The sequence below is a fragment of the uncultured Paraglaciecola sp. genome, from assembly GCF_913020055.1.
Lineage (GTDB): Bacteria > Pseudomonadota > Gammaproteobacteria > Enterobacterales > Alteromonadaceae > Paraglaciecola.
Genome location: NZ_CAJWCF010000032.1, coordinates 1 through 19,302 on the forward strand (window position 1 = coordinate 1; position 19,302 = coordinate 19,302).

The 19,302-nt window shown below is 40.8% G+C and carries 17 protein-coding genes; 2 read left to right on the top strand and 15 right to left on the bottom strand.

Annotated elements, in window-relative coordinates:
• The first annotated feature begins 31 nt into the window (after positions 1-31).
• Positions 32-370 (top strand): TusE/DsrC/DsvC family sulfur relay protein, encoded by a 339-nt coding sequence (locus QZ488_RS08795; protein ID WP_293747692.1) that lies wholly within the window; start codon positions 32-34, stop codon positions 368-370.
• Positions 371-380: 10 nt separating this feature from the next.
• Here the strand turns inward: QZ488_RS08795 and serS are convergent, their stop codons facing one another.
• The 6 genes from serS to lrp form a co-directional block, all read right to left on the bottom strand.
• Entirely contained in the window at positions 381-1,670 is a 1,290-nt protein-coding gene (gene serS / locus QZ488_RS08800) for a serine--tRNA ligase (protein ID WP_293747694.1), read from the bottom strand.
• A gap of 10 nt (positions 1,671-1,680) precedes the next feature.
• On the bottom strand, positions 1,681-2,061 hold the full coding sequence (gene crcB, locus QZ488_RS08805; protein WP_293747696.1) for a fluoride efflux transporter CrcB: 381 nt from the start codon (positions 2,059-2,061) through the stop codon (positions 1,681-1,683).
• Position 2,062: 1 nt separating this feature from the next.
• The gene (locus QZ488_RS08810) at positions 2,063-3,418 is read right to left on the bottom strand and encodes a replication-associated recombination protein A (RefSeq protein WP_293747697.1); all 1,356 of its coding nucleotides are present in this window, start codon (positions 3,416-3,418) and stop codon (positions 2,063-2,065) included.
• A gap of 2 nt (positions 3,419-3,420) precedes the next feature.
• Positions 3,421-4,050 carry an outer membrane lipoprotein chaperone LolA gene (gene lolA, locus QZ488_RS08815; RefSeq protein ID WP_293747699.1) on the bottom strand — a complete coding sequence of 210 codons (630 nt, stop codon included), beginning with the start codon at positions 4,048-4,050 and terminating at the stop codon, positions 3,421-3,423.
• A 21-nt stretch (positions 4,051-4,071) separates the two neighbouring features.
• Positions 4,072-6,471: a DNA translocase FtsK 4TM domain-containing protein gene (locus tag QZ488_RS21490; RefSeq protein ID WP_366508999.1), complete on the bottom strand. Its 2,400-nt coding sequence runs from the start codon at positions 6,469-6,471 to the stop codon at positions 4,072-4,074.
• 122 nt (positions 6,472-6,593) lie between these two features.
• A complete protein-coding gene (gene lrp / locus QZ488_RS08830; protein WP_293747702.1) occupies positions 6,594-7,079 on the bottom strand; it encodes a leucine-responsive transcriptional regulator Lrp in 486 nt (161 codons plus the stop codon).
• 126 nt (positions 7,080-7,205) lie between these two features.
• Here lrp and ald point away from each other — a divergent pair, with 126 nt between their 5' ends.
• The gene (gene ald, locus QZ488_RS08835) at positions 7,206-8,339 is read left to right on the top strand and encodes an alanine dehydrogenase (protein WP_293747704.1); all 1,134 of its coding nucleotides are present in this window, start codon (positions 7,206-7,208) and stop codon (positions 8,337-8,339) included.
• A gap of 2 nt (positions 8,340-8,341) precedes the next feature.
• Here the strand turns inward: ald and pyrF are convergent, their stop codons facing one another.
• From pyrF to gyrA, 9 genes are all read right to left on the bottom strand, one after another.
• Entirely contained in the window at positions 8,342-9,040 is a 699-nt protein-coding gene (gene pyrF, locus QZ488_RS08840) for an orotidine-5'-phosphate decarboxylase (protein WP_293747777.1), read from the bottom strand.
• A 10-nt stretch (positions 9,041-9,050) separates the two neighbouring features.
• Entirely contained in the window at positions 9,051-10,220 is a 1,170-nt protein-coding gene (gene lapB / locus QZ488_RS08845; protein ID WP_293747706.1) for a lipopolysaccharide assembly protein LapB, read from the bottom strand.
• Positions 10,220-10,492 carry a LapA family protein gene (locus QZ488_RS08850; protein ID WP_293747708.1) on the bottom strand — a complete coding sequence of 91 codons (273 nt, stop codon included), beginning with the start codon at positions 10,490-10,492 and terminating at the stop codon, positions 10,220-10,222. The genes lapB and QZ488_RS08850 overlap by 1 nt, the downstream gene beginning before the upstream one ends.
• 172 nt (positions 10,493-10,664) lie before the next feature.
• A complete protein-coding gene (ihfB, locus tag QZ488_RS08855; RefSeq protein ID WP_293747710.1) occupies positions 10,665-10,955 on the bottom strand; it encodes an integration host factor subunit beta in 291 nt (96 codons plus the stop codon).
• 116 nt (positions 10,956-11,071) lie between these two features.
• The gene (rpsA, locus tag QZ488_RS08860; protein ID WP_293747713.1) at positions 11,072-12,742 is read right to left on the bottom strand and encodes a 30S ribosomal protein S1; all 1,671 of its coding nucleotides are present in this window, start codon (positions 12,740-12,742) and stop codon (positions 11,072-11,074) included.
• A gap of 102 nt (positions 12,743-12,844) precedes the next feature.
• On the bottom strand, positions 12,845-13,543 hold the full coding sequence (cmk, locus tag QZ488_RS08865) for a (d)CMP kinase (protein ID WP_293747715.1): 699 nt from the start codon (positions 13,541-13,543) through the stop codon (positions 12,845-12,847).
• A gap of 148 nt (positions 13,544-13,691) precedes the next feature.
• A complete protein-coding gene (gene aroA / locus QZ488_RS08870) occupies positions 13,692-14,972 on the bottom strand; it encodes a 3-phosphoshikimate 1-carboxyvinyltransferase (protein WP_293747717.1) in 1,281 nt (426 codons plus the stop codon).
• Complete coding sequence (gene serC, locus QZ488_RS08875) at positions 14,972-16,057, bottom strand: 3-phosphoserine/phosphohydroxythreonine transaminase (RefSeq protein ID WP_293747719.1); 1,086 nt, start codon at positions 16,055-16,057, stop codon at positions 14,972-14,974. The genes aroA and serC overlap by 1 nt, the downstream gene beginning before the upstream one ends.
• A gap of 118 nt (positions 16,058-16,175) precedes the next feature.
• Positions 16,176-18,887, bottom strand: a complete 2,712-nt coding sequence (gyrA, locus tag QZ488_RS08880) for a DNA topoisomerase (ATP-hydrolyzing) subunit A (RefSeq protein ID WP_293747721.1) — start codon at positions 18,885-18,887, stop codon at positions 16,176-16,178.
• Positions 18,888-19,302: the final 415 nt, after the last annotated feature.

A 19,302-nucleotide genomic window follows, 5' to 3' on the forward strand; every position in this document is an offset into this window, starting at 1 on the left:
AATATGACAATGTAGTGAGCTGGTAGAAACAATGGATTATTATTTTGAGTTTTCAGGTAAAACGATTGCTACCGATAAAGCCGGTTATTTATTGGATGTACAAGACTGGCAGGAAGAATTAGCGCCTGAACTGGCGGCAACGGAAAACATTGAGTTAACCGATAATCACTGGGAAGTGGTGAAATTTGTGCGTCAGTTTTACCTAGAATTTAATACCAGCCCAGCGATGCGAGCTTTAGTTAAAGCCATGGCCAATGAATTTGGCCCTGAAAAAGGTAATAGCCGTTATTTGTTTAAATTGTTTCCAAAAGGCCCAGCCAAACAGGCAACAAAAATAGCAGGTTTACCTAAACCTGCTAAATGTTTATAACCTTTAAAAACTAACCTATTTTTTCTAACCCACCCATATAAGGCCACAATACTTCTGGCACAGTCACAGAGCCATCAGCTTGCTGATTATTCTCTAAGATGGCCACTAAAGTACGTCCTACAGCTAATCCTGAGCCATTTAGAGTATGTAATAACTCAGGCTTATCACCATGTGCACCGCGATAACGAGCTTGCATTCTACGGGCCTGGAAATCTAACATGTTTGAACAAGAAGAAATTTCACGGTAGGTATCTTGAGCGGGTAACCACACTTCTAAATCATAGGTTTTACAGGCACCGAAGCCCATATCACCGGTACATAACAACATTTTACGATATGGTAATTCTAATAACTGAAGTACTTTCTCGGCATGACCTGTTAGTTCTTCTAACGCATCAAATGAGGTTGTAGGTTCAACTAACTGCACCAATTCAACTTTTTCAAATTGATGTAAACGAATTAATCCGCGAGTATCACGACCATGTGAACCTGCTTCACTGCGAAAGCAAGGGCTAAAAGCCGTCATTTTTAGCGGTAAATCTTTAATCGAATAGATTTCGTCACGGGCAATATTGGTTAATGGTACTTCTGAAGTTGGGATAAGCGACAAGCCCTGCCCTTCTTCTGTAGCAGGTTTGGTATGGAAAGAGTCGCCTTCAAACTTAGGAAATTGACCTGTGCCTGTCATACTTTCTTGATTAACTAATAAAGGTACATTAGTTTCTTCGTAACCGTGTTCTTCGGTATGTAAGTCCAGCATAAATTGAGCAATGGCACGATTAAGGCGAGCAACTTGCCCACGCATCACCACAAAACGTGAACCCGCTAATTTTGCCCCCGCATCAAAGTCCACACCTTTACTTAAATTTGCACCTAAGTCGACATGATCTTTAATCTCAAAATTAAATTCACGAGGTGTACCCCAGCGACTGATTTCAAGGTTACCTGCTTCATCTTCACCTTGCGGTACTGAATCATCAGGTAAATTGGGAATAGATTGCGACAACGCAGTAATTTCATCTAACAATACCGACAACTCGGCTTTTGCTGAGTCTAACTCATCACCTAATTTACCCACTTCGGCCAAAAGCGGCTGAATATCTTCACCCGACGCTTTAGCTTTGCCAATAGATTTAGAACGAACATTACGTTCGTTTTGTAATTCTTGGGTGCGTACTTGTAGTGATTTACGCTTTTCTTCCAATTCAATAAAGGAATTTACGTCTAATTCAAAACCTCTTCTTTTTAATTTTTCAGCAGTCTGTTGAATATCGCCACGTAAATATTTTGGATCTAACATTTTGTTTTATCTAACCTTTAACTAATTGAGTGCCTAACCATGCCGCAAATAAACAGCACAATATATTTAATGTTACGTTAAGTGCGGCTTTAAACCACAGGCCCTGTTGAAAGAGCACTAACGTGTCTACTGAGAATGTGGAAAATGTGGTGAGAGCACCAAGAAAACCAATTCCAACTGTTGTTCGCCATAGAGCCGTTTCTAAATGACCATGTTCCAGCAGAGAATACAAAAAGCCTAAGAAAAATGAACCCACAACATTGACCAGAAGTGTACCAAAAGGAAAGCCTTTGCCAAACCATTGAAGCATCAGTTGCGAAAGAAAATATCGCAAACATGCGCCTGTTGCCCCTCCTAGGGCGATAAAAATATACATGTTAGCTGTATGCATACTAACTATACCTTTGTTCTGTGCTGTGCAAATCTAGATCCTTTAAATATTTTAATTTTTCTTGGAGCTTTTTCTCTAACCCACGTGAGCTAGGTTGATAATATTGGGTATCGCGTAATTCTTCAGGAAAATAATTTTCGCCTGCTGCATAAGCATGTTCCTCATTATGGGCATAGCGGTATTCTTTACCGTACCCTAAGTCTTTCATCAGGCTAGTGGGTGCGTTTCTTAAGTGTTCTGGCACCGCACAATCAGGTGTGTCTGTTGCGTGTTTTACGGCGGCATTAAACGCCATATACACTGCATTACTTTTTGCTGTACTGGCGCAATAAAGTGTAGCTTGGGCAATCGCTCTTTCACCTTCAGATGGCCCGACACGTTGAAAAATATCCCACGCATTGAGACAAATTTGCATGGCTTTGGGATCAGCGTTACCAATGTCTTCTGTGGCTATGGCCAACAAACGTCTGGCTACATACAGAGGATCGCAGCCAGCAACTAACATTCTTGCATACCAATACAGCGCGGCGTCGGGCGCTGAACCGCGTACCGACTTATGAAAAGCTGAAATCAAGTCGTAAAATTGATCACCATTTTTATCATACTGTGCGACCTTTTCACCAACCGCTAGTTTTACCATATCTACGGTTAGGATTTTGTCTACTGAATCTGAGGGTAAAAAATCAGCGCTGAGCTCCAAATAATTTAACAAACGCCTCGCGTCACCTGCTGCCATATCAATCAGCATAGACTTAGCGTGCTCATCTAAGGTGATATCAGTCAGCCCTAGTCCACGTTCTTTGTCAGTTAATGCTTGTGTAATGACGTCACTCAGATCCTCTTCGCTTAAGCTTTTAAGCACATAAACCCTGGCTCTGGACAACAAAGCATTGTTTAGTTCAAAAGAAGGATTTTCGGTGGTAGCACCGATAAAAGTCACAGTCCCATCTTCGATGTAAGGTAAAAACGCATCTTGCTGACTTTTGTTAAAACGGTGTACTTCGTCGACAAATAAAATGGTCCGTTGTTTATGTTGGCTGGCGTAATGTTTGGCGTTATCAATCGCTTGGCGAATGTCTTTAACACCGCTGCTAACCGCTGATAATCGTTCAATATGCGCTTGGCAATGGTTGGCTACTAATTCGGCTAAAGTTGTTTTGCCTGTACCTGGCGGCCCCCATAAGATCATTGAGTGGCATTGACCACGCAATAGTGCCGCTCTTAATGGTTTATCTGGACCTATGATATGTTGCTGACCAAAATACTGTTCGATCACTTTTGGACGCATACGAGCGGCTAAAGGTGCGAATTGTGCAACCGAGTCTTGTGTGTCAGCAAAGTCAAATTCTGCGGTCATAATTATCGCTGGTCGTCCAACTCGTACCCATCAGGCTTCACAAAAATAAAGGTATCTTTGGGTAATGAATTGTTTTGTTTTATCTCAGAAAACAATAATAAACTTTTTTGTTGTTGCCCATCTACGCTTTCTAACTCAACTAAAGTGTCGCCGTTAAAAACCAAACGTAACGACTCAATCCCCCCATTTAACTCTTTCTGAGTAATGACAAATTGATTATCTGATTGACTGACTTCAAATTCTTGCCACTTACTACTGTCAGGATCCGTTAATAAAATTAAAGGGTTATTTTCAAGAGCTGAGTCTGCCCCGTAAACCACCACTTGCTCTAAAAACGGGTCAACATTCCAGATATTTGTGCCGTCAGCCAATAACACACTTTCATTCGGTTCAAACAATTCCCAATATAAATTGTTCGGTTGTTGCAACACTATTCGTCCATTGGCTTGTTGCAACACAGTGTTTTCAATATCGACCACTGTTTGCGTAAAATTGGCTTGATAGGTTTTTAATTCAGCCAACTTAACTTTCAGCTGTTGTTTTGCATCCATCTCTGTTGCTAAGGAAAATGGACTGCTCAATAAAATTGCGATAAATAAAAATAGCGTTTTGAACTGGGTAAACTTGTTCATTAATAATTACTTCTTGTAGGGTTAATCTCTAGGAGCTGCAGCGGCTAATACTTCACGATTACCATTATGCCCGGGTGAAGTTACGACGCCACTTTGTTCCATTTGTTCCACTAGTCTGGCTGCGCGATTGTAACCAATTCTGAATTTTCGCTGCACACCTGAAACGGAAGCACGTCGAGTTTCTGTGACAAAGGCTACCGCTTCATCATAAAATACGTCGTATTCTTGATCTGAGTCTTCCGGTTGTTCGCCAGGTAATAGAATTTCGGCACTGGCATCACCATTTAAGATTTCATCGATGTATTGTGGTGCACCACGTTTTTTCCAATCAGCCACAACAGCGTGCACTTCGTGATCATCAACAAATGCACCATGAATACGAGTCGGCACACCTGTACCTGGGGGTAAATACAACATGTCCCCTGCCCCTAACAAGGCTTCTGCTCCACCTTGATCGAGGATGGTCCGAGAGTCAATTTTAGAGGACACCTGAAACGCTATTCGGGTAGGAATATTAGCTTTAATCAAACCAGTAATAACATCTACAGAAGGTCTTTGTGTTGCCAACACTAAATGTATACCAGCAGCACGGGCTTTTTGTGCAATACGGGCAATCAGCTCTTCTACTTTTTTACCAACAATCATCATCATATCGGCAAATTCATCAACGATAACCACTATGGCTGGCAGTTTTTCTAGGAAAGGCGCTTCGGTTTCCATGCTTTCTTCAAACTTCCACAATGGGTCGCGAATGGGTTCACCCGCTTCAATCGCGTTAAGCACTTTGGTGTTATAACCTTTTAGGTTTCTTACCCCAAGAGCTGACATCAATTTATAGCGACGCTCCATTTCTCCCACGCACCAACGTAACGCGTTGGCTGCTTCTTTCATGTCTGTTACTACTTCTGATAATAAGTGTGGTATGCCTTCATAAACTGACAATTCCAGCATTTTAGGGTCGATCATGATCATACGCACATCTTCAGGCGTAGATTTGTATAACAGACTCAAGATCATCACGTTGACACCAACAGACTTACCCGAGCCTGTGGTACCTGCCACTAACAGATGCGGCATTTTTGCCAAATCTACGACTACAGGTTTACCTGAAATATCCGCACCTAAGACCATAGTTAATGGCGAATCAGAAGATTGGAATACGTCAGTGCTGATCACTTCGCTTAAACGCACCATGTCGCGTTTTTTATTTGGCAGCTCTAAACCGATAACAGATTTACCTGGTATAACTTCCACTACGCGCACGGATATAGCAGACATAGATCGCGCTAAATCTTTAGATAAGGTGGTAATTTTGCTGACTTTAACGCCCGGCGCTAAATCCATTTCAAAACGGGTGATAACAGGACCCGGATACACACCTACCACTCGCGCTTCAATATTAAAATCGGCGAGTTTTGTTTCAAGCAAACGAGAGACAATTTCTAACTCTTCTGGTGTTATGGGATTCTTAACTTTATCCGCCCGTTCAAGTAGGTCAAAAGACGGCATAGGCCCCTGCTCTTCATCGTTCACTTCACCTGAAATAGTTTCAGCTTCTGGCTCAACGCCTGTTATGACAGGCTCTACTTTTGGTGATTTTCTTGAAAGGCTAATTTTCTTTTTCAATTCAGAAATGGAAACAGGGCTTTTCTTTTCCTCTTCTGGTTCATCAAGAATACTTTGTGGAACGGCAGGCTCTGCTGCATAGGGTTCATCACTTGTTTGTTCAAAACTGTTACTTTGCGGTTCACTGCCCCAAAAATCATTATTAGCTGGCGCTAAAGTGGCTGGCTCAGCTTTTTTGAAAGATAGCAGAGGAATCGATGAATTTTTCAGTTTAGCCGGAGAGCGATAAATAAAACGACTGGTGAGTATCGCCAACTCACCGATTTTATCGACAATCGCCACCCACGACACACCACTTAATAAGGTAAAACCCGTACAGAAGAAACACAGAAGTAAAAGTGTTGTACCTACCATACTAAAATAGGGGATCAGTGATGAACTTAAAACATCACCCACCATACCGCCTGAAGTGTAATTATGAATATCTTCCATATTCAGGCTTAACAACCCAGTCGCCCCTAATACGAATAAAATAACGCCTATAAGTCTTAGCCCAATAGTTAAGTAATCTATCTCTAATAAGGTTTTGGTTTGTTGAAATAAGAACCAGCCTAAAAATGCGCAACAAAATGGCAAACTATAAGCAAAAGAACCAAGGGTAAAAAATAAGATATCGGCAAACCATGCGCCAATTGGCCCTACCCAGTTATTGACGTCACTTTGAAGTCCAGCTTGGCTCCATCCGGGATCGGCAGGGTGAAAAGAGGCCATAGCTAACAATAGAAAAAAAGCGAAGACACAACTGATAATCATGCCAACTTCCATAATCCTTTGAATGCCTGTGAGTCGCGCCATATAAATAGTTATCTTTTCTTAATTATTATTATGCTAGAGCTATAAGATACCAGCGCAGGCAAAAAAATCCTAGTTAGCATAGGGCTTTCGCTCGGTAATTAATCAATACTGGGGCAGTAATTTTATTTCAAGCTAATTTTCACCTGTGTTGACTCCTTTACCTCTTCCATTACTACATAAGTTCGGGATTCACTGACGCCCGGTAGACGTAATAATGTATCGCCTAATAACTTACGATAACTGGACATATCAGCCACCCTTGCTTTAAGTAAAAAATCGAAATTGCCTGAAACCAAATGACATTCTTGGATATCTTCATGCTTTCGAGCCGCAGCAGAAAATTCTTCAAATATATCAACTGATGTTTTAGTTAAGGTAATTTCTACAAAAACCAACATGCCGGCACCTAACATCGATGGGTCGACGCGAGCATGATACCCCTTAATATAACCTTGAGTTTCCAAGCGCTTAACTCTTTCTAAACAAGGGCTAGCACTTAGCCCCACTTTATTGGCAAGCTCTGCGTTAGTGACTTTTGAATTTTTTTGCAATTCAATAAGAATGTTTCTATCAATTCTATCAAGGTGTTTAGGCGTTTTTATAAGCATAGAATATTCCGACGAATGAGTAATCTACAAAATATTATACTTTTGAAAGACTAAATACCCAACAACTTACTTTAAATATTCACCTATACTTTTTTGCCTAAAATATCCCTATCGCTGGAGCAAATTATGTTAATCGGTGTACCAAAAGAAATTAAGAACCATGAATATAGAGTCGGTTTGACCCCAGCAGCGGTCAAAGAGTTTGTACATCACTCACACCAAGTATGGGTAGAAACTCAAGCAGGACATTCTATAGGCTTTACCGATGAGCAATATATTGCATCCGGTGCAGAGATAATTGACAGCGCAGAAAAAATATTTGCCAAGGCGGATATGATTGTAAAGGTCAAAGAGCCTCAGCCAAATGAATGTAAGATGTTACGTCCAGGTCAAACTTTATATACTTATCTGCATTTAGCACCCGATCCAGTACAAACTCAGTTATTAGTTGAGTCAGGCGCAACCTGTATTGCCTATGAAACTGTGACAGACAATAGAAACACCTTACCGCTTTTAGCGCCTATGAGTGAAGTGGCAGGAAGAATGTCGGTGCAAGCCGGTGCGCATTATTTAGAAAAAGCCCAAGGTGGTAGCGGTACGTTATTAGGCGGCGTACCCGGTGTAGCCCCCGGTAAAGTGTTAGTCATTGGTGGTGGTGTAGTAGGTTTGAATGCCGCTAAAATGGCAATGGGCTTAGGCGCTGATGTCACCATACTTGATCGCTCTTTAAATAGATTACGCGAATTAGATGATATCTTTGAAGGTCGTTTAGCCACCGTATTCTCAACGGCAGAAGCCATTGAATATTATTCATCTAGAGCAGACTTAGTTGTGGGTGCCGTTTTAGTCCCTGGCGCTGCCGCACCTAAATTACTCAACCGAGAACATATCAAAAATATGAAACCTGGCTCTGTGTTAGTAGACGTTGCTATAGATCAAGGTGGATGTTTTGAAACATCAAAGGCCACAACTCACCAAGATCCGGTGTATATCATTGATGACGTAGTACATTATTGTGTAGCCAATATGCCAGGTGGTGTGGCCCGTACATCCACTATGGCACTGAATAATGCAACTTTGCCCTTTGGACTTGCTTTAGCCAATAAAGGCCCGAAACAAGCCATGTTAGATGACCCACATTTATTAAATGGTTTAAATGTTCATCAAGGTAAAGTCACGTATAAAGCGGTTGTAGATGCGTTAGGTAAAGAGCTTAACCTTGAATATTTAGACGCTAAAACGGCGTTAGAAACACTGTAGTATTAGCTAATAGTGGCATTGATCTGAATTAAGGTCTTGAGAGGGTCGGCTGATTGAGTAATCGGTCGACCAATAACCAAGTAATCAGAACCCGCTTGAATTGCCTGTTTAGGCGTCATTACACGCATTTGGTCGCCTTTGCTTGATCCTTCAGGGCGAATTCCAGGTGTGACTAGCTGAAAATCTTTGGCAATATTTGATTTGAGTAATGTCGACTCTTGCGCCGAACACACTACTCCGTCCAAACCACAATCATGTGTCAATTTAGCTAACTTCAACACGTGTTCTTCTGGTGTGGAATTAATACCGATAGCCGTTAATTGTTGTTGATCCATACTAGTTAAAACTGTGACAGCAATCAGTAAAGGTCTGTTAGTCGTATACTTATCAAGACTTTCTCTGGCATATTCCATCATTTTTGGACCACCTGATGCATGCACATTGACCATCCACACACCTAAATCAGCAGCGGCTTGGCAAGCCTTAGCGACAGTATTAGGAATATCGTGAAATTTTAAGTCTAGAAAAACATCATAATTTTTATCAACTAGAGACCTTACAAAACTAGGGCCAAAATGCGTGAACATTTCCTTGCCCACTTTTAGTTTGCACATTGTTGGGTCAAGCTTATCAACAAACGCATCGGCCTTATTCTGTTGATCAAAATCAAGCGCTACTACAACTTTAGGATCTCTTTTAATATTTATCACACTACTCCCCGTCTAGGCCTTTAATTGGTTTAACCACACCCCATTTTTTGCATGAAGGACATAACCAGTGAATTTTGCTACCAGCAAACCCACAGCTATGACATTTATACTTAGGCCGTTGTTCTATTTGCTCTTCTACTAATTCTTTTAGCAATACCAAACTATTAGTCGATTGCTCATGATCTTGTAAATCAATGTAAAGTCCCATTAAGGTTTTGAATCCTTTCATGGTGGGATGTTTCTTTAGTTGTTCTAGTAATACTTGTGCGGCATTTTCTGCTTCGCCATCTTTAGCCATAAGTTTAACTTTAGCCAAGTAGGCAGTCGCACATTGCTGCCAGTATTCATCCAATACTTTATTCAGTTTTACATCGTCATTTAACCGCTCAGCACACTCTTCGATTAGAGGAATAGCCTCACTTAACCAACTCACGTCTCGGCTAGGAATTTCACTCAAACAATCAATAGCGTCACTATATTTTTGTTGTTGCATAGCAATTTCACCTAACAAAAGCCAAGGACGAACCGCTTTTTCATCGGCAACCACTGCTTTTTTAAGGTTTGCTTCTGCTTCAATCAGGTTATTGTCTTTAATCTCAATACAGGCTTGTTCACAGTAAAAGTGTGCGACTCTATTACATAACTCATCACTGTCACCGCCTGCACCAATCATTTGTTCTGCTAGTTCAATCGCTCTTTTCCACTCTTTGGTGGTTTGATAAATATTGAATAGTTGGACTTGTGCATTTAAGAAATGTTTTTGGCTATTTAATAACTGTAAAAAGGCATTTTCTGCACGTTCTAAAAAACCAGCCAAAATATAATCTCGACCTAATTCATATAACGCAGATTCTCTTTGTAGCGCTGAGATTTGTTCTTTACTGACTAAGTTTTGATGCACTCTAATAGCGCGATCTAGCTCACCTCTGTGCCTGAAAAACTTGCCCATTGCGATATGGGTTTCAACCGTATCACTATCTAAATCGATCATTTTAATCAGTGTATCAACCGCTTTATCGGGCTCATCTGAAAGAAGGAAATTTAGCCCTCTATAATAATGTTTGGCTAAGATACTTGAATGTCGCTGTTGTGCCTGACGAGCACTGTTTCGACCCATCACCCAACCATATCCGGCGGCAACTGGGAGTAATAGAAAGAGGAGTTCTAACATTATGAAACGTTAGCGGGCATTGAGAGTTTTTTATTTTTGCGCTCTAAGCTACTTATACGCCATTTTAATCGCAAGATATAACCGATAATTAGCAACACGGAGAATAAAACGCCTAAAGAGAATGTTATGGCCAATAATACTGACATACGCATGTCTGTTTCGGCCAATATATAGTTGATAGACACTAAATGACTATTCTGTGAACCGATAAACCCAGCGATAATAAGCGTTAACAATACAAAGAGTAATAACAATAATCCTTTAACTTTCATTTCGCCCCCTTTGGGTTTTCTAATCTAACATGGCATTGATGGCTAGTTTGGTTTCGACTACTACTTTGATTATTCAATGTGGTCTACAAAATGAAGTGATAGAACATTGTGTAACTCTAACAAAAACGGCACCCTAATTGGAGTGCCGTTTTTAAAAAATATTACCAAAAAATCAACTAACTAAACTCTCGTTGACCCTTTCACGTAATTCCTTACCTGGTTTAAAATGTGGAACGTATTTACCATCAAGCTTCACAGTTTCACCGGTTTTCGGATTACGACCAACGCGTGGTGCACGATAATGCAAAGAAAAACTACCAAAACCTCTAATTTCGATACGTTCACCTTTTTGTAAGGTTTGCGCCATCTGTTCTAGCATTTCTTTTATCGATGATTCCACGTCTTTGGCTGGAACCTGACGCATTTTATCGGCCAGTCTTTCTATAAGTTCTGACTTAGTCATTAGTAAACTCTCCGTCAATCAAAAAAGCTGTTAGTACCGATAATAAGCGCGTTAAGTTATTTGTCAAAACTATTCATGTTTCAAAAAATAATTAACACGCTTGCTTATGACGTCAATTAGTCGCTTTTAGCTGCTTTAAATGCATCAGCAAATGCGTTAGTGAAACCAACTTCTTCTTGTTGATTCACTTTATCAAGTGCGTCTTTCTCATCTGCATGGTCTTTCGCTTTAACAGATAAGTTAACGATGCGATTCTTACGATCAACACCCATGAACTTAGCTTCGATTTCTGTATCAACGCTAACAACTGTAGATGCATCTTCAACACGGTCACGTGCTAAATCAGCTACACGGATATAACCTTCAACTTCTTCACCAAGCTTAACAGTTACACCTTTAGCATCAACCGCAGTAACCATTCCAGTTACGATAGTACCTTTCTTAGTATCAGCTATGTACTGGTTGAACGGGTCTTCTTCGATTTGTTTAACACCAAGAGAGATACGTTCACGCTCTGGATCAACCTGAAGAACAACAGCAGATATTTCGTCGCCTTTCTTATAGTCACGAACCGCTTCTTCGCCAGTCTTATTCCAAGAGATATCAGACAAGTGAACTAGACCGTCTATGCCGCCATCAAGACCGATGAAGATACCAAAATCAGTGATAGATTTGATCTTACCGCTAACTTTGTCGCCTTTGCTTTGTGCTTTAGCGAATTCTTCCCAAGGGTTAGGAATACATTGTTTAAGGCCAAGAGAAATACGACGACGTTCTTCGTCAATTTCAAGCACCATAACTTCACAAACGTCACCAAGGTTAACCACTTTAGAAGGGTGAATGTTTTTGTTAGTCCAATCCATTTCTGAAACGTGAACCAAACCTTCAACACCGTCTTCGATTTCTACGAAACAACCGTAATCAGTTAGGTTAGTCACAGCACCGCTTAATTTAGCGCCTTCAGGGTAACGGTTAGCAATTTCTTGCCAAGGATCGTTGCCCATCTGTTTCATACCAAGAGAAACACGAGATTTTTCTTTATCGAATTTTAATACTTTAACGTTGATTTCATCACCAACATTAACGATTTCACTTGGGTGCTTAACACGTTTCCAAGCCATATCTGTGATGTGTAGAAGACCATCTACGCCACCTAAGTCAACAAACGCACCGTAATCAGTAAGGTTCTTAACGATACCCTTAACTTCATGACCTTCTTCAAGGTTAGCTAGAAGCGTATCACGTTCGGCACTGCTTTCTGCTTCGATAACCGCACGACGAGAAACAACAACGTTGTTACGTTTAGCGTCAAGTTTGATAACTTTAAACTCTAATTCTTTTCCTTCAAGATGAGTCGTATCGCGAACTGGACGTACATCAACCAAAGAACCTGGTAAGAAAGCACGAACTGTGTTCACTTCAACCGTAAAGCCACCTTTAACTTTACCGTTAATAACACCTATGATGGTTTCTTTTTCAGTGTAAGCCTTTTCTAATTCTACCCAAGCTTCATGGCGTTTCGCTTTTTCGCGAGATAAAATTGTTTCACCGAAACCATCTTCTATGGCATCCAAAGCGACATCAATTACATCACCTACAACAACATCTAGTTCGCCTTCGGCGTTTCTAAATTGTTCTACAGGGATGGCGCTTTCAGATTTAAGACCAGCATCAACAAGCACGATATCTTTATCAATTGATACGATAGTACCTTTAACGATAGAGCCAGGACGGGTTTCAATTACTTTTAAACTTTCTTCGAATAGATCAGCAAAATTTTCAATCATAGTGTTTTAATAAGTTTCTTTTTGACATCCACGTTACAATCCAGTGAGCGCGGGGTTGTTATTCATAACCAAATCATCCATAACTTGGCAGGTTTTTACTACTTAACTATTTATTGAGGTAGATGCTTTAGTTAATTTCTCTTCAATAAATATTTCAATCTTTTCAATCACTTGCCCTATATCCAACTTGGTTGAATCTAGAAACAATGCGTCTTTTGCTGGCACTAAGGGGGCAACGGTTCGATTCGCATCTCTTTCGTCACGCGCTTTTATGTCATCCAAAAGGCGCAGTATGCTAACATCATGCCCCGTATCTTTCAACTGCTTAAAGCGTCTATCGGCACGTTCTTCAGCGCTGGCCGTTAAGAAGATTTTAACTTGAGCTTCAGGGAAAACAACTGTTCCCATATCTCTTCCATCTGCCACTAGCCCTGGTGCTTGTTTAAAGCCTCTTTGACGTCTGAGTAACGCTTCTCTAATAGAAGGTAAAGAAGCTATTTTTGAGGCGGTAGCGCCTACTTCTTCAGTACGGATAGTATCGCTAACATCTTCGCCTTCAAGGATCACCCTGACGCCATTGCCTGTTGTTTCGAAGTTTACATCTAAGCCTGTTGCTAAAGGTAACAAACCTATCTCGTCATCGGCTGGTATTTGATGATGGATTGAGGCAACGGCTAAGACACGGTAGATAGCCCCACTGTCTAAGAAGTGCCAACCAAGCTTTTTAGCCAACAAGGTACTGGCAGTTCCCTTACCTGCTCCGCTTGGCCCATCGATTGTGATGACAGGTTCTGTGTACATGCGCTCTCCTGAGCTTAAGAAAATCGGGCGCAATTATACGGATAGATACTAGATAAGCAATGACACTATAGTGACAATTTTTTAACAATAAATGTATGCGGGTTAAAATCAATATAAATCAAGGGGCAACAGCCCCTTGCTGTAAAGTTTACTTACAAATAGTGTCAAACCTATCAAAATAGTCTGGAAAGGTTTTAGCCGTACAACTGGGATCATTGATTGTGACTGCGGTGTCACTTAAGGCAACTAATGAGAAACACATAGCAACACGGTGATCATTGTATGTATCAATCTCGGCATGTAGTAACTGTTTTGGCGGAGTAATAGTTATATAGTCTTCACCCTCTTCTACTGTCGCACCTACTTTACGAAGTTCACAACTCATTGCAGCTAAACGATCGGTTTCTTTCACTCGCCAATTGTAGATATTTCTAATTGACGTTGTGCCAGTTGCAAAAAGTGCCGTTGTTGCAATGGTCATAGCGGCATCAGGAATATGATTCATGTCTAAATCGACTGCGGTCAATGGTGCACTAGTGACTTCAATAAAGTCATCTTGCCAATTCACTTTTGCACCCATCTTTTCCAATACTTCGGCGAAACGAATATCACCTTGAATACTATTTTTGCCAATGCCAGTAACTTTAACTGTGCCACCTTTTATCGCGCCTGCCGCTAAAAAATACGAAGCTGATGATGCGTCGCCTTCCACCATAAAATGACCGGGAGCTTTATATTGCTGTAGTCCTTTAACCACAAACCGTTGATAGTTTTGGTTTTCAACTTCAATGCCAAACTGCGCCATAGTGTGCAATGTGATATCGATATAAGGTTTTGAGACTAAATCACCACTGATTTCAATAGTAGTGTCTTGCTTGAACAGAGGCGCACTCATTAGCAAAGCTGTTAAAAATTGGCTAGAAACACTGCCATCCACTGTGATACTGCCACCTTGTAAGGCATGGCCTTTAATTGATAAAGGAGGATAATCATCATTTTTTAAATACTCTATGTCAGCTCCTGCTTGGCGCAAAGAATCAACTAAAGCACCTATTGGCCGCTCTTCCATTCGAGGCTCACCTGTCAGCTCAAACTCTCCAATGCTACATGCAAGCGCAGCACAAAGTGGTCGCATAGCTGTACCAGCATTACCTAGAAATAAACTAACAGGCTCAGGCACATTGAACACACCTGCATTACCTGTTACCCAACACTGGGTTTTACATTCAGATAAACGATAACTAACATTCAATTTGGTCAAGGCATTAAGCATATGGTGAATGTCTTCACTGTCTAGCAAGTTCGTGAGATGCGTTTCGCCTTTGGCCAATGCAGCGAGCAGCAACGCACGGTTAGACAAACTTTTTGACCCCGGTACATTCACCGTCCCACCTACCAGATTAATCGGTGCAAGATGTAATTTTTCCATTATTTGTGTCTCCTAGCGAAATCTCGCATAAATTTGGTTAACGCTAAAACACCTTCGATAGGCATAGCATTATAGATACTGGCGCGCATGCCACCTACATTACGGTGGCCCTTGAGTGCGGTTAATCCTGCTTGTTCTGATTCTGCTATAAAAATAGCGTCCAAGTCCGTATTAGGCAGATGAAAAGTAACGTTCATTTTTGAGCGAAAATCTGCGTGGACTTTGTTTAGATAGAAACCACTTTCATCAATACATTTATACAATAGCGCTGCTTTTTCAGCATTCTTCTTGGCTATAGCTTCAACTCCACCTTGTTCTTTAAGCCATTTAAAGACTAGCCCCGCTAGATACCATGAATAAGTAGGTGGCGTATTGTACATGGAGTCATGCTTAGCCATGGTTTTATAATGCAAAAAGGTCGGTATTTCAGGCATCGCAAAATCTAATAAATCATCTCTGACAATAACAACAGATAAACCTGATGGACCAATGTTTTTCTGAGCACCTGCATAAATCACCGCAAACTTTGAGACATCTATGGGTTGAGACAAAATATTAGAAGACATATCCACTACTAATGGCACATCGCCGCAATCTGGGATGTCATTTATTTCGATACCATCGACGGTTTCATTTGAACAATAATGTACATAAGCACTTTTTTGATCAATTTGTGAGGGGGTAATATGAGGGACAGTACTTAAACCATCCTGAATGACAACGCCCGCCACCACATTGGTTTTTAAAAATTTACCGGCTTCTTTTATTGCTCCTTCAGACCAAGACCCCGTCAGCAAAAAGTCAGCTGAATCACCTCTTTCACGCAAGTTCATTGGAACAGCAGAAAACTGACCTCGCCCACCACCTTGAGCAAACAGAACTTTGTAGTTAGCAGGCACACAGAGTAATTCCCTTAGATCTTGTTCTGCTGTCTCAGCCAGCGCAATATACTCTTTACTGCGATGACTAATCTCCATCACAGAACGGCCCAAAGATTGCCAATCTAAAAACTCTGCTTGTGCTTTTTCCATCACTGCTGTGGGTAACATGGCAGGACCTGCACAGAAGTTATAAATTTTTGTCATTTATCTACCAAAAAAAAACGAGTGGCATCAGCCACTCGTTATTGTTTCTAATTTAGGGATATTAGTACCTATAAATTAGTTAGTTTCCATATTTTTCAATATAAAAAATTGGACTCACTTATTCGTCTTTGTTTTCTTCAGCGTTGTCATCAGTTTTGTCGCCAGTTTTGTCGCCAGTACTTTCAACAGCACTTGCTTCAATCACTTCAGCTTCTTCGCCTTCGATTAACTCAACTTCAGGCACTTCGATTTCGTCGATACGTTGTAAACCAACAACGTGTTCGCCTTCAATGGTGCGTATTAAGCGCACACCTTGAGTATTACGGCCAACAGTTGAGACTTCTTCAACGTGGGTTCTAACGAGTGTACCTTGGTCACTGATAAGCATGATTTCATCACTTTCATTGACCTGTACTGCGCCAACTACTTTTCCGTTACGCTCAGAGACTTTTATTGATACCACACCTTGAGTCGCACGACTCTTCGCTGGGTAATCTGCCACTGGCGTACGTTTACCAAAACCGTTTTCAGTTGCGGTCAAAATTGCACCGTCACCTTTAGGTACAATCAGTGAGATGACTTTTTGTCCGTCTTTTAGGCGAATACCGCGCACACCTGTCGCAGTTCTTCCCATCGGACGTAACGCAAGTAACTCTTCGCCTGTTTCTGGATCAAGTTTAACATTGCCAGTTTCCGCTTCACGTTGTTTCTCGTTAAAACGTACTACCTTACCTGCATCAGAGAACAACATAATGTCGTCTTCACCGTTGGTGATATCCACACCAATCAACTCATCTCCATCGTTCAAATTAACGGCAATGATTCCGTTCGCTCTTGGACGAGAATATGATGTTAATGCAGTTTTCTTCACTGTACCGTTGGCAGTTGCCATCAATACATATTTACCTTCTTCAAATTCTTGAATAGGTAAAATAGCGGTAATACGTTCATTTTCTTCAAGAGGAAGAATATTCACTATTGGACGACCACGAGCGTTTCTGCTGGCTAGGGGCAATTGATACACTTTTAACCAATACAAACGGCCACGCGTAGAGAAGCACAAAATATGATCATGGGTGTTAGCTACCAATAACTTCTCAATGAAATCTTCATCTTTCATCTTAGTAGCAGACTTACCACGTCCACCACGACGCTGAGATTCATAATCATTGAGTTTTTGATACTTAACATAACCTTCACGAGATAAAGTGACTACCACTTCTTCTCTTTCGATTAAATCTTCAATATCAATATCGTGAGATGCGGCAGTAATAACTGTGCGTCGTTCATCGCCATATTCATCACGCACTTGTTCAAGCTCTTCACGAATAACTTCCATCAAACGTTCAGGGCTTCCTAAGATGTGTAATAACTCAGCGATAACTTCAAGTAACTCTTTGTATTCGGACAATATTTTGTCGTGTTCCAAACCAGTTAACTTATTCAAACGTAAATCAAGAATAGCTTGAGCTTGTTGTTCAGTTAAATAATATAACCCATCACGAATACCATACTCTGGCTCTAACCAGTCTGGACGTGCAGCATCGTTACCAGCTCGTTCAAGCATTTCAGCTACATCGCCTAAAGACCAACCTTGTGCGGTCAAAGATACTTTGGCCTCAGCGGGACTTTTAGAGGCCTTTATCATAGCAATGATTGGATCAATATTAACCAACGCAATCGCTAAACCTTCAAGAATATGAGCACGTTCACGAGCTTTTTTCAGTTCAAATACGGTACGTCTTGTAACCACTTCGCGGCGATGTAATACAAACGCCTTTAAGATATCCATTAAATTAAATATCTTAGGCTGAGTCTTATCTAGCGCCACCATATTGATACCAAATACGGTTTGCATTTGGGTTTGAGAATAAAGGTGGTTTAACAGTACTTCGCCTGATTCGTTGCGTTTTACTTCAACAACAATACGCATTCCGTCTTTATCAGACTCATCACGTAAGGCAGAAATACCTTCAATTTTCTTTTCTTTAACCAAATCGGCGATTTTTTCAATTAATCGCGCTTTATTCACCTGGTAAGGGATTTCGTGAACAATAATGGTTTCTTTACCGTTATCTTCGGTTTCAATTTCTGCACGGGCGCGCATATAAATTTTGCCGCGACCAGTACGATAGGCTTCTTCAATACCCTTTCTACCACTTATAAATGCAGCAGTGGGGAAATCAGGTCCTGGAATGTGTTCAATTAATTCTTCGATAGTTATATCTGGGTTATCAACCATAGCGATACAACCATTAACCACTTCAGTTAGGTTGTGTGGCGGTATATTAGTCGCCATACCTACCGCAATGCCTGAAGAACCATTGATCAATATATTAGGGACTCTGGTTGGCAAAACATTAGGAATAAATTCTGATTCGTCGTAATTAGGTACAAAATCAACAGTTTCTTTTTCTAAATCAGCCAATAACTCGTGCGCTATTTTTGCCATACGAATTTCGGTGTAACGCATCGCCGCAGCTGAATCACCATCTACAGAACCAAAGTTTCCTTGGCCATCAACTAGCATATACCTAAGGGAGAAAGGCTGCGCCATACGTACGATAGCTTCGTAAACAGCTGAATCACCATGAGGGTGATATTTACCGATTACGTCACCTACTACACGGGCAGACTTCTTATAAGGTTTGTTAAAGTCATTTTTTAATTCGTTCATGGCAAACAAAATCCGGCGGTGAACCGGCTTTAAGCCATCTCGTACATCAGGCAGCGCCCTGCCAACAATAACGCTCATCGCATAGTCGAGATAAGAGTTTTTAAGTTCTTCTTCTATATTAATTGGAAGAATTTCATGGGCGTGATCAGTCATATACAGCCTTGTCCCTAATCGTTATTATTAAAATATTAATCAAGTGAAATTCGTTTGGTCAATTATAAGCTAGGACTTAAAATTAGGTTTACGTTCCCACTCAAATTTATCTTTATTTTCAACCGCTCGATTCTATCACCTACAAATTAAAATGAATAGCTGCAAGTCGCTCATATAGTGTTCAAACAGACAGTATCTATCCACATTATGTCAAAAATCACGTTTCAGGACCACAGGGACGCTTCAATTCAAGGTTCGTCAATGCCTTGCCTTCTGAAAAAACTTAATGAAGACGTGGAGTGTCCTAGACGTTTTCTTTGAGACGGTTTTTAATCGTTATTTATCCAGCGTTGGCAATTTTATTTACTCGGATAGTAGATTAAGATGGGCGTTGTTTAAGATAAGAATGATAATC